Source organism: Chryseosolibacter histidinae, assembly GCF_018598225.1.
Lineage (GTDB): Bacteria > Bacteroidota > Bacteroidia > Cytophagales > Cyclobacteriaceae > Chryseosolibacter > Chryseosolibacter histidini.
Genome location: NZ_JAHESF010000015.1, coordinates 142,926 through 154,920, shown reverse-complemented (window position 1 = coordinate 154,920; position 11,995 = coordinate 142,926). Strand labels below are relative to the sequence as shown.

Here is an 11,995-nt window from a genome sequence, read left to right as displayed (position 1 = left end):
AGCGGCTGTTACGACAGGATCATGCCCACACCAAAGAGCAGTACAAAGAGCAAAGTAGACAACGCCATCTGCTTCAGGTAAGGATCCAGCTCGTGCGATGGTTTGCTGCTCACCGCTTTGCCATTGATCAAAAATAGCGGGATCGTGATCACAAAAAGCAACTGCCATGCAGACGTATAGGTGAGCACCGTAAACACCACGGCCGACGATATGCCAGCGATCAGCAACACCCAGTGATACAGTACCGCCTTTTCACGGCCAATTCTGACGGGGATGGAAAACTTGCCTGCCTTGCGATCTGAGTCGATGTCGCGGATGTTGTTGATGTTGAGCACCGCGATGGAGAACAATCCGCAGCTCAGCGCCGGAAGCAGGCTGAAGGTTGTAACGTTCTTGGTGAACAGGTAATACGAGCCCAACACGCCCACAAATCCGAAGAAGATGAGCACGGAAAGATCGCCAAGGCCCGCATAGCCGTAGGGTTTTTTTCCCATGGTGTAGGCCATGGCGGCGATGATGCTCAGCACACCGAGTCCGAAAAAGAAAAGTATACCCTTCCATGCCAGCCCAAACGACACCAGCAGCAAGGTAACGCCACTGGAAAGGGACAGCAGCACGAACACGATCACGGCCACCCGCATCTGTGCCATGGTCACTGCGCCAGACTGCACGGCACGCGAAGGTCCCTTGCGGTCAACGCTGTCGGCACCGTGAATGGAATCGCCATAATCGTTGGCGAGGTTTGAAAGGATCTGAAGGAAGATGGTGGTGAGGATACAAAGCAGGAAAATATCCCAGCGGAAAGCATCTGCGGCGGAAGCGAGAAAACCTCCCATGGCAATGGAAGATACGGCCAGTGGCAGGGTTCTCAGCCGGAAAGCTTTTATCCAGGTACGTGTGTTACTCAAGTTGTGCGATCTTATCAATGATTTCCTTATCCATCGGCTTCACCTTGGGGCCATAGAAACCCACCACATTGCCGTGTTTATCGATCAGGTATTTCGAAAAATTCCAGGAGGGGCTTTCGCCCGATTTTTCCTGAAGCCACCGGTAGAGCGGATGTTTATCCCTGCCCTTTACCGAGATCTTTTCAAACATCTGGAAGGTGACGCCATAGTTCTTCTGGCAAAACGCCGCGATCTCGCTGTTGGAACCCGGCTCCTGCCAAAGAAAGTTGTTGGCCGGAAATCCGAGCACCGTCACCTTATCACCAAAGCGCTCATGAAGCTTCTGGAGGTCTTCGTACTGGTAAGTGTACCCACACTTGGAGGCTGTGTTGACGATGAGCAGATTTTTTCCACGGAACTGGGCAAAGTCCACGAGCTCACCCTCCAGCGACCGCATCTTGAAATCATACAGGTCTCCCGTGGGAGTCTTTTGCGCCGAGAACAGCTTATTGAACAACACAGATCCGAACCCCATGAGCAGAACGATGAGTATCGTACGTTTATAACGCATCAACGATCTGGCTATCGAGCGGTTTCACCTTGGAAGGGAAGAACTTCACCGTGCCATCGGGCTTCACCAGGTATTTGCAGAAGTTCCAGGTGGGTTCCTGACCTGTTTGCTCCTTCAGCCATTTGTATAACGGATGCTGGTCATCTCCTTTTACGGAAACCTTTTCAAACATCTGGAATTTTACGCCGTAGTTCTTCTGGCAGAACTGGGCGATCTCGGTGTTGTTGCCAGGCTCCTGGCTTCCGAAGTTGTTGGCCGGGAAACCGAGTACCACTACTTTGGAACCGAAATCTTCGTGAAGTTTTTCGAGGTCTGTGTACTGCGGCGTATAGCCACACTTGGAGGCTACGTTCACAATGAGCAGGCTCTTTCCTTTGAACTGGGCAAAATCTATTTCGTTGCCGTCGATGGAATTGATCTTGAAATCATAGATCGATGCGGGTGCAGAAAAAAGGGTTATCATCAGAACAAAGAGTATGGTTTTCATGGCTAAAGGATTTGTTATCAATAAAACTTTTAAAGCTGCGGAATTGTTCAACCGCTGATCACATTCTTTCCGGCACCTGGATCCCCAACAGCTGCATTCCTTTTTTTATGGCATCGGCCACCGCCTTCGACAAGGCTATTCTCCCCTTCAGTTTGCCGGCATCAGCTTCGTTAAAGATAGGGATGTTTTGATAGAACTGGTTGTATTCTTTGGCCAATTCATACACCAAATTGGCGACAATAGACGGTGCATATTCCCGCGCTGCTTCCTTTATCTTTCCCTCGAACGTCTGCAATACCTGCAGCACTTCCCTTTCAGCCGGTTCGAGCGATTTTATAACCTTGAAATCTTCTTTTGCAACGGTAATGCCCAGACTTTCAGCCTTCCTTAAAATGGCCCTGATCCTGGCATGGGTATATTGAATGAACGGTCCGGTGAACCCCTGCAACTGGATCGATTCATTGGGATCGAACAGCATACGCTTCTTCGGGTCAACCTTCAGCAGGAAGAACTTCAACGCGCCCAGCCCGATCATTTCAAACAACTGCCTGGCCTCCTGAGGCGTGAGGTCTTCAACCTTGCCCAGCTCTCGGGTCTGCTGCTCTGCCTCCTTCACCATTTCGTCTATCAGGTCGTCAGCATCAACCACCGTTCCTTCACGCGACTTCATCTTCCCGGTAGGAAGGTCAACCATGCCATAAGAAAGGTGGTAACAACGTTTTGCCCACTCGTATCCCAGCTTGCCCAGGATGAGGAACAACACCTTGAAGTGGTACTCCTGCTCGTTGCCCACGGTGTAAACCTGGCCGCCGATCTTGGGAAAATCCCTGAAGCGCAGAATGGCCGTGCCGATATCCTGTGTCATGTAGACAGACGTTCCATCGGCCCTTAAGAGCACTTTCTGGTCAAGTCCGTCACCTGTAAGATCAACCCAGACGGAGCCATCCTCCTTCTTGAAGAACACACCTTTTTCGAGGCCCTTCATCACCTCCTCTTTGCCGAGCAGGTAGGTATCTGACTCGTAATAGAGCTTGTCGAAGTCAACACCCATTTTCTCGTAAGTGGCATTGAAACCTTTATACACCCAGCCATTCATCATGCTCCACAGCTGCAGTACCTCGGAATCTTTCTGTTCCCACTTGCGCAGCATCTCCGAAGCGAGCTTCATGATGGGTGCCTGCTTCTCGGCCTCCGCTTCGCTCGCGCCTTTTTCTATCAGCGCTTTTACCTGCGCCTTATAAGCTTTATCAAATTCGACGTAGTATTTGCCTACGAGGTGATCGCCCTTCATGCCACTGGTCTGTGGTGTTTCGCCATCGCCGTAAAGGGTCCATGCCGCCATCGATTTACAGATGTGGATCCCCCTGTCGTTGATGATCTGCACCTTGTGCACTTTGTAACCATTGGCCTTGTAGATCTCCGCCACGCTCCAGCCCAGGAAATTATTTCTGAGGTGACCGAGGTGGAGCGGCTTGTTGGTATTGGGTGAAGAGTATTCGATCATGATCTCTTCGCCATTGTCAGGTAGCTGACCGAAAGACGGATTGGTGTAAATGGCTTCCAGCATTTGCAGCCAGACGCTGTCGCCCAGCACCAGGTTCAGAAATCCTTTCACCACATTGAACCTGCTCACAATACCGGAGTTCGCCACCAGGTATTCACCGATGGCCTTTGCTGTTTCTTCGGGATTTTTCTTCGAGATCTTCGTCAGCGGGAAACACACGAGTGTGTGCGAGCCTTCAAACTCCTGGTTGGTTGGCTGCAGCTGAAAGTTCTCAACCTGCTGGCCGAATAACGCCAGGACGGACTTCTGTATTTCGGAGCGAAGCAGTGTATCTAGGTTCATGTTCAAATCGAAAGTTAGTAATGGTTGCCGGTTACCGGTTGCCTGTTACCGGTTCATTTCGGTGTTAACGACTCCTTACTGTTCCACATCCAGGATCAGGAATACAGCATGTGATAAGTTACTCCGCCTCAACTGGCCATCCGGAAACCGGCAACTGGCAACTGATTCTACCACTCAAGCACGTATGCGAACATCAGCGGTGCTACGATCGTGGCATCCGACTCGATGATGAACTTCGGTGTGTCGATGCTCAGCTTGCCCCAGGTGATCTTTTCGTTGGGCACAGCGCCGGAATACGATCCGTAGCTGGTTGTAGAGTCGCTGATCTGGCAGAAGTAGCTCCAGAACGGAACGCCATCGCGCTCGAGGTCCTGGTGAAGCATGGGCACCACACAAATCGGGAAATCGCCTGCGATGCCACCACCGATCTGGAAGAAGCCGATGCCATGCTCGCCGGCATTCTGGGTGTACCAGTCTGCCAGGAACGTCATGTACTCGATGCCGCCTTTTACGGTTGTGGGCTTCAGCTCGCCGGTAACACAATACGAAGCGAAGATGTTACCCATGGTGGAGTCCTCCCATCCGGGCACAACGATCGGCAGGTTCTTCTCCGCTGCCGCGATCATCCAGGAGTTCTTCGGGTCGATCTGGTAGTACTGTTTCAGCACACCGCTGTTCAGCATCTTGTACATGAACTCATGGGGCAGGTAACGCTCACCTTTATCGTTAGCGTCTTTCCACAGCTCGTAAATATGTTTCTGTAATCTTCTGAAAGCTTCTTCTTCGGGAATACACGTATCGGTAACGCGGTTCATACCTTTCGAAAGCAGGTCCCACTCCTGCTCCGGCGTAAGGTCGCGGTAGTTCGGAATGCGCTTATAGTAATCGTGGGCCACCAGGTTCATGATATCCTCTTCCAGGTTGGCTCCCGTACATGATATGATCTGTACTTTGTCCTGGCGGATCATCTCTGCCAACGAGATGCCCAGCTCACCTGTACTCATGGCACCGGCCAGGGTGATCATCATTTTTTTGCCTTCGGCGAGGTGTTTCTTATACCCCTTGGCTGCATCTACCAGGGCAGCGGCATTGAAATGGAGATAGTGCTTTTCGATGAAGGAGGAAATCGGTCTGTTTTGGCTCATTTTCTGATTCTATTTGCCGCGAAATTAAGGATTTATGCAATAAATCTGTCTTAAACCCTCAAGAACTTAACATGAAGGGTTGGGTACGGTATTTTTTAGTTACCTTCCAGTTTTTCGCATGCTCATGAATTGGCTGAAGGCTTCATTGTTGGTCCTGTTTGCGATGATAATTCCGTACTTGTTGCACGCCCAGGCAGAAAAAGCCGGGGACGAGGGATTCAAGCTGGTTAAAGAAAAAGACAACATCTTCGTGTACGAGCGCTGGATCTCTTTTCCCAAGACCAATCCGCCCGTGGAAGCCCGGGAAGTAAAAGGTGTGTTCTTCGTACGTGCCTCCATCGATGAGGCACTGGCCCTGGTGAAGAACGAGGCGAAGATCAAGGAGTGGCAGGACCACGTGGAAAAATTCAAGGTCTACCCGCAGACCGATACTACCTGGTACGAGTACTCTTACCATGACATACCCTGGCCCGTGAGCGACCAGGATCATTTTCTCGTATACAAGATCACGGAGAAAGTGCCGGGGCAACGCCTGTTCATGACCTTCGAAAGTGTGGTCAACGACAAGTATGCACCGGTGGATGACGACGCCTACCGCATGAGTCTCGCGGGGAGCTGGCTGTTTGAGAAACGGGAGAAAGATGTTCGCATCACCTACAGGATCCTGTCGATGCCCAGCAGCATTCCGCGCATCTTCACAGACCCGGTGATCAGGGCCAACCTGATGAGCACCATCAAGTCGTACATCAGTATCCTCGAGGAAGAATAGAGAAATTTCAGGTTTAAGGTTTCAAGTTAGCACAGATCCCAAACCGTAAATGAAATTATAAACCGTGTTACTCAGCGAGCACGGGTCTTCCCACGACAGCCTTCGCGGTAGCTTCAACGATCTCGAAAGCGCTTTCGGCCATCCTGTTCTCTGTGTCGAGGGTAGGGTTCACTTCCACGATCTCCCACGCGCACACTTTCGGATTTTTGGCCAGCGCTGCATTGAGCTCCTTGGCTTCGTCTACCGTGAGTCCGTTGGGCACAGGAGTTCCCGTACCGGTGGAGATCCTTGAGTCCATGCTGTCAACATCGAACGAAACGTAGATCAGGTCGCAGTGGTCCAGCATCTGCAGCGCCTTCTCGGCGATTTTGGCAGGGCCGATCTTCTTGACATCTTCCGTTTCAATAAAGTTGATGTTGTATTTATTGATGAGGTAGTTCTCGGGTTTTTCGAGATCGCGCACAGCGATGTAAACAATGTCTTCAGGATAGATCTTGGGACCGGGTATACCCACATCCTTGATCTGCTCCCAATAGTCGAGTGTTTCTCCGCGCGGATCGTTCACCTTACACTCAAGGTTATCGAGTCCGCAGGCCATCGCTACCGCCATGCCGTGCATGTTTCCGGAAGGGGTGGTGAAGGGCGTATGAAAATCGGCATGTGCATCGATCCAGATCACACCCAGCCTGATCTTGGGGTGTGCCTTCTTGATGCCTGCAATGGTACCATAGGCGGTGCTGTGGTCGCCGGCCATGATGATGGGGAAAAACTCGTCGAAAAGCTGCTCGTAAACTTCGAGGCATACCCGCTCTTCCATGATGAGCACGCCATCGATGAATTTGGCGTAGGAGTGTTTTGCGCCGTCGAACAACAGCTCGTTAACGTTCTCTACTTCAATAGAATCGTATTGCTTGAAAAAATCTGAATTCAGGTCAAGGCTCGCGATCTTCATGGCTTCAACACCAAGGCTTGCTCCGCGGGTTCCGGCGCCGATCTCGGACTTGACTTCTATGATCTTAATCTCTTTCATAATCTAAAATGTTCTGTGTAAAACAACCCGTCAAGCGACAGGCATTGCAAAAAGGTACAGGTATTCAGGTAAAAAATTTAATGGGTTTTGGGAATGATGGTGAATCGGCTAAAAAATTCCTGCAACCTCCCCGTTAGAAATCGGGTGGTTCGACAGGTAAAACTGAGCGCGAAAAACGATTCACCATACGTTCTGCAAGTGTATTGCAAAGATGGCAAATTTATCCCAATATTGCACCTCTCTTGGAATCGTTTATTCACAATCCCGGGCTGCCGCAAGACCGGCTCCAAAAGGTTAATCGTGGGGATTAATGGATTGATAGTGAGGTAATTACGATTTCCGAAACGAGGCTAACATATTAACGATTAACGCGCTACATGAAGAGCTACCGGGAGCTGATTGAACAAACCTTCGAATTCCCCCAAAAAGAGTTTAAAGTACGTGAACACGAGCTGCTTTTTAACGACGTTCCGCTCAACGATATCATCAAAGAATACGGTACACCTTTAAAGCTCACTTACCTCCCCCGCATCAGCGAGAACATCCGCTTCGTACAGGCTACTTTCAACAATGCCATGGAGCGGTTCAAATACAAGGGCAAGTACACCTATTGTTACTGCACCAAGTCGTCTCACTTTTCATTCGTGCTGGAAGAAGCGCTGAAAAATACCGACGTACACATCGAAACGTCTTCATCGTACGATATTCCGATCGTGCGCTCCCTGTACGAGCGTGGCCGGATCACCAAAGACACTTACATTCTCTGCAACGGCTTTAAAATGCCGCTGTATACCCAATACATCGCCGAGCTTCTGAACGACGGCTTTCACAACTGTATGCCCATACTCGACAAGATGGGTGAGATCGACGAGTATGAGAAGAACGTCAACGGCTCTTACCAGGTAGGTATCCGTGTAGCGGCCGATGAAGAACCCAAGTTCGAATTTTACACCTCGCGCCTGGGGATCCGCTACAGCGACATTACCAACTTCTATCGCGACAAGATCGAGAACAGCCCGAAAGCGTCGCTGAAGATGCTGCACTTCTTCATTAACACGGGCATCAAGGATACTGCTTACTACTGGAGCGAGCTGAGCCGCTTCATTTTCAAATACTGCGAGCTGAAGAAGATCTGCCCCACGCTCGACTCCATCGATATCGGCGGCGGCTTCCCCATCAAAACTTCGCTCACATTCCACTATGACTACAAATACATGATCGAGCAGATCGTGGAGAACATCAAGTGGATCTGTGATAAGAACAACGTTCCCGTGCCCAACATCTTCACAGAGTTCGGCAGCTATACCGTTGGCGAGAGCGGCGCGGTGCTTTATAAAGTGATCGATCAGAAGCTGCAGAACGACAAAGAGCTCTGGTACATGATAGACGGTTCGTTCATCACCCACCTGCCCGACGCCTGGGGACTGAACCAAAAATATATCCTGCTGGCCATCAACAAATGGGACGACCCCTACCACAAAGTGAACATGGGCGGCCTTACGTGCGACAGCATGGACTACTACAACTCCGAAGCGCATACAGGTGAAGTGTTCCTTCCCATGATCAACGACGAGGAGCCGCTGTACATCGGATTTTTCCATACGGGTGCCTACCAGGAATCACTGGGTGGCTATGGTGGCATTCAGCACTGCCTGGTTCCGGCACCGAAGCACGTGCTCATCGACCGCAATGAAGATGGCGAGATCACCACAAAACTTTTCGCACCCGAACAAACCAGCGAGAGCATGTTGAGGGTGCTGGGGTATGAAACCCCAAAAAAGTAGGAGTACAAGCTAGAAGCCAGAAGTAAGGAGCCAGGAGTCAGAAGGGTGGTCCTTCGATCAAAAACTCCGTTTACGTATTTCGTACCTGATCACCTTCTTTTACCGAAGCGGCCGTAACCATTGCTCTGCTTCCGGGCTTCGTTTTATCCTCATTTTTGCTTACATTCACTTTCCTCACTATTCCTTCACTGTTTTAATTAACTGCTCGCCTATGAAATGCCTACAGGGTTCATTAAGCGAAGGAATCTTCTACTTTCCCTGGACATTCCATGCCTGTGTGGACGCAGGCAAGGGCATAACCTTAAACTATTATCCTTATGAAAGTCTATGATGAAAAGCACATCAAGAACGTGGTTCTGTTGGGTGCGCCCAAGGCCGGCAAGACGTTGCTGGCCGAAGACATGATTTTCGAAGCCGGTATTGTACACCGGAGAGGTACCATTGAAGCCAAGAGCACTGTATCGGATTACCACGAGATCGAGCACGAGCGTGGTAATTCCGTTTTTGCCACTGCCCTGCACACGGAATGGAAGGATTACAAGATCAACATCATCGACACGCCCGGATTTGACGACTTCATCGGGGAGATCGTTTCTTCGGTACGGGTTGCCGACACCTGCGTGATGGTGGTCAACGCACAGCATGGTGTTGAGGTGGGTACATCGCTGATCTGGAATTACATCGACCGGTTCAGCAAGCCCACGATCTTCGCCATCAACCAGGTAGATCATCCCAAAGCAGATTTCGATGCCGCTCTCGGCGCACTGAAAACAAAATTCGGAGGCGCTGTAACGCAGATGCAATATCCCATCAACCAGGGCGAGGGCTTCAACGCCATTATCGACCTGCTGAAAATGGTGATGTACAAATTTCCTGTGGATGGCGGCAAACCTAAAAAGCTCGACATCCCGGAATCGGAGAAAGAGAAAGCAGAAAAGCTGCACAACGAGCTCGTGGAAAAAGCGGCGGAGAACGATGAGCGGCTGATGGAAAAATATTTTGAAAAAGGCACCCTGGACGAAGATGAAATGCGCGAAGGCCTGAAGCTCGGCATGATCAACCACGATGTGTTTCCCGTATTCTGCATGTCGGCCAAAAAGAACATGGGCAGCGGCCGGATGATGGGATTTATCGACAACGTAGCCCCTACCCCACTGGAAGCCAAACCTGAACTCACCACAGACGGAACTCCCCTGCCACTTGACCCCACGAAGCCAACAGTATTGTTCGTTTTTAAATCGCACCTCGAGCCCAACCTCGGCAAACTTTCATTCTTCAAGGTGATCTCGGGCGAGATCACAACCGGCTCTGAAGTTGTGAACAGCCAGACCGGCGCCGTGGAAAAGATCCACCAGCTCTTTATTATGGATGGCAAGAACCGCACCCCCGTAGACAAGCTTGTGACCGGCGATATCGGCGCCACGCTGAAGCTGAAGGATACTTTTACCAACCAGACCCTTCATGCCAAAGGATATGATGTGACCATCCAGCCCATCGAATTTCCGGCTCCGAGGATCCGCACAGCCATCGTTGCGCAGACCAAAGGCGACGATGAGAAGATCGGCGAAGTGCTTGGCAAGATCCACCAGGAAGATCCCACCGTTGAAGTGGAATACTCAAAGGAGCTCAAGCAGCTGATCATCTCCGCACAGGGAGAGCTGCACCTCGCTGTATGCAAATGGTATCTTGAAAATGTCTACAAGCTTCATATAACCTTCGAGCCTCCACGCATCTCCTATCGGGAAACGATACGAAAACCTTCGGTAGCGAGCTATCGCCATAAAAAACAGTCGGGCGGTGCCGGCCAGTTCGGTGAAGTGCACATGAAGATAGAGCCTTGGTACGACGGTATGCCGGAGCCGGCGGAGTACAACGTGAGGGGTAAGGAGTTCATCGACCTGCCCTGGGGCGGAAAGCTTGCATTCTACAATTGCATCGTGGGGGGTGTGATCGACGCACGGTTCATTCCTTCCATTCTGAAAGGAGTGATGGAAAAAATGGAAGAAGGCCCCATCACAGGCTCGTATGTGCGCGATGTGCGTGTGTGCGTGTTCGATGGCAAAATGCACCCCGTCGATTCAAACGACATTTCATTCAAAATTGCCGGAATGATGGCGTTCAAAGACGCGTTCCTGAGGGCAGAACCGCAGCTGCTCGAACCGATCTATGAGCTTGAAGTAATGCTTCCGGAAGAAGTGATGGGCGAAGTGATGGGTGATCTGCAGACCCGCCGGGCGCTGATCATCGGTATGGACAGCAAAGATCATTATCAGGTGATCAAAGCGCGGGCGCCGCTGGCAGCGCTGGACCGGTATTCTACCACGCTGCGTTCGCTAACGCAAGGCCGCGCCAGCTTCACACAACGGTTTTCGGAATTCTCGCCGGTGCCGTTTGAAGTGCAGCAGGAGATCGCCAAGGCCTCGCACGAAGTTGAAGCGGTTTAGAAACAACCAGGGCTGTCGAACAAGGGACAGCCTTTTTTCTTACCGAGCCCGCCTCAAAGCGGGTGTGCACACAAAAATATTGATCGCACACGCACACAGCTAATACCATTCATCAGGCATTTGGTCGATGATATTCGCCAAATGAATAAGAAAAAAAGTTTGTATGTCGAAAAAGCACCCCGGTCATCCGAAAACCGTTGTATAAAATCATTCTTTTAATAGATTTGTTATACCTCAAGAGCCCATATCGATGACCAATGCCATTGTAATCATACCAACGTATAAGGAGCGCGAGAACATCCGTGCTATCATCGAGGCCGTTTTTGGGCTTCCAAAGGCTTTCCACGTTTTAATTGTCGACGATAATTCTCCTGATGGCACAGCTGCCATCGTTGAAGAGTTGCAGGCCTATTATAATGGTTCGGAAACAAGGCTTCACCTGATGAAACGCCCCGGAAAACAGGGATTGGGTACCGCTTATATAGCTGGTTTCCGCTGGGCCGTTGCCAAAGGTTATGATTACATCCTGGAAATGGATGCGGATTTTTCGCACGATCCCAAAGATCTTGTGAACCTTTACCGCGCCTGTGCCGAGCAACGCATCGACCTTTCTATCGGATCGCGGTATGCCACTGGCGTGAACGTTGTAAACTGGCCCATCGGCCGTGTACTACTGTCATATTTTGCCAGCAGCTATGTGAGACTGATCACCAGCATGCCTATACGCGATACAACGGCTGGTTTTGTTTGCTACCGCCGCGAAGTGCTGGAAACCATTCCATTGGATCACATCAAATTCGTAGGCTACGCTTTCCAGATCGAAATGAAATTCCTCGCCTGGAAATACGGTTTCAAACTCGGCGAAGTCCCCATTATCTTCACAGACCGCACCCGCGGTGAATCCAAAATGTCTGCCGGCATCTTCAAAGAAGCCTTCTTTGGTGTATTGCAGATGACCGTGCTCAGCTGGTTCAAGAAGTACATCCCCAACACTTATAAGCCTGTAGAGAAGTTTTCGGAGGCAGCGTAATA

At 50.6% G+C, this 11,995-nt stretch carries 10 protein-coding genes; 4 read left to right on the top strand and 6 right to left on the bottom strand.

Translation table 11 applies throughout. The annotated features are described in order from the left end of the window. Window positions 1-8: 8 nt before the first annotated feature. From KK083_RS16770 to KK083_RS16750, 5 genes are all read right to left on the bottom strand, one after another. Window positions 9-908 (bottom strand): 1,4-dihydroxy-2-naphthoate polyprenyltransferase, encoded by a 900-nt coding sequence (locus KK083_RS16770; RefSeq protein ID WP_254164851.1) that lies wholly within the window; start codon window positions 906-908, stop codon window positions 9-11. Continuing rightward, a complete protein-coding gene (locus KK083_RS16765) occupies window positions 901-1,458 on the bottom strand; it encodes a glutathione peroxidase (RefSeq protein ID WP_262899549.1) in 558 nt (185 codons plus the stop codon). Before KK083_RS16765 ends, KK083_RS16770 begins: the two co-directional genes overlap by 8 nt. Further along, window positions 1,448-1,945: a glutathione peroxidase gene (locus tag KK083_RS16760; protein WP_254164843.1), complete on the bottom strand. Its 498-nt coding sequence runs from the start codon at window positions 1,943-1,945 to the stop codon at window positions 1,448-1,450. The genes KK083_RS16765 and KK083_RS16760 overlap by 11 nt, the downstream gene beginning before the upstream one ends. A 58-nt stretch (window positions 1,946-2,003) precedes the next feature. Further along, entirely contained in the window at window positions 2,004-3,791 is a 1,788-nt protein-coding gene (argS, locus tag KK083_RS16755; protein ID WP_254164841.1) for an arginine--tRNA ligase, read from the bottom strand. Window positions 3,792-3,958: 167 nt separating this feature from the next. Further along, on the bottom strand, window positions 3,959-4,936 hold the full coding sequence (locus KK083_RS16750) for a deoxyhypusine synthase family protein (RefSeq protein WP_254164833.1): 978 nt from the start codon (window positions 4,934-4,936) through the stop codon (window positions 3,959-3,961). A 163-nt stretch (window positions 4,937-5,099) separates the two neighbouring features. On the opposite strand from KK083_RS16750, the gene KK083_RS16745 reads away from it, so the two are divergent. Continuing rightward, window positions 5,100-5,705, top strand: a complete 606-nt coding sequence (locus KK083_RS16745; RefSeq protein ID WP_254164831.1) for an SRPBCC family protein — start codon at window positions 5,100-5,102, stop codon at window positions 5,703-5,705. Between the two features lie 67 nt (window positions 5,706-5,772). Here the strand turns inward: KK083_RS16745 and KK083_RS16740 are convergent, their stop codons facing one another. Then, complete coding sequence (locus KK083_RS16740; protein ID WP_254164829.1) at window positions 5,773-6,735, bottom strand: arginase; 963 nt, start codon at window positions 6,733-6,735, stop codon at window positions 5,773-5,775. A 377-nt stretch (window positions 6,736-7,112) separates the two neighbouring features. Between KK083_RS16740 and KK083_RS16735 the strand changes: the two genes are divergently transcribed. The 3 genes from KK083_RS16735 (at window position 7,113) to KK083_RS16725 (ending at window position 11,993) form a co-directional block, all read left to right on the top strand. Further along, on the top strand, window positions 7,113-8,519 hold the full coding sequence (locus KK083_RS16735) for a type III PLP-dependent enzyme domain-containing protein (protein ID WP_254164827.1): 1,407 nt from the start codon (window positions 7,113-7,115) through the stop codon (window positions 8,517-8,519). Between the two features lie 317 nt (window positions 8,520-8,836). Further along, a complete protein-coding gene (gene fusA2, locus KK083_RS16730) occupies window positions 8,837-10,963 on the top strand; it encodes an elongation factor G2 (protein ID WP_254164826.1) in 2,127 nt (708 codons plus the stop codon). 250 nt (window positions 10,964-11,213) lie between these two features. Then, a complete protein-coding gene (locus KK083_RS16725) occupies window positions 11,214-11,993 on the top strand; it encodes a polyprenol monophosphomannose synthase (RefSeq protein WP_254164824.1) in 780 nt (259 codons plus the stop codon). Window positions 11,994-11,995 lie beyond the last annotated feature (2 nt).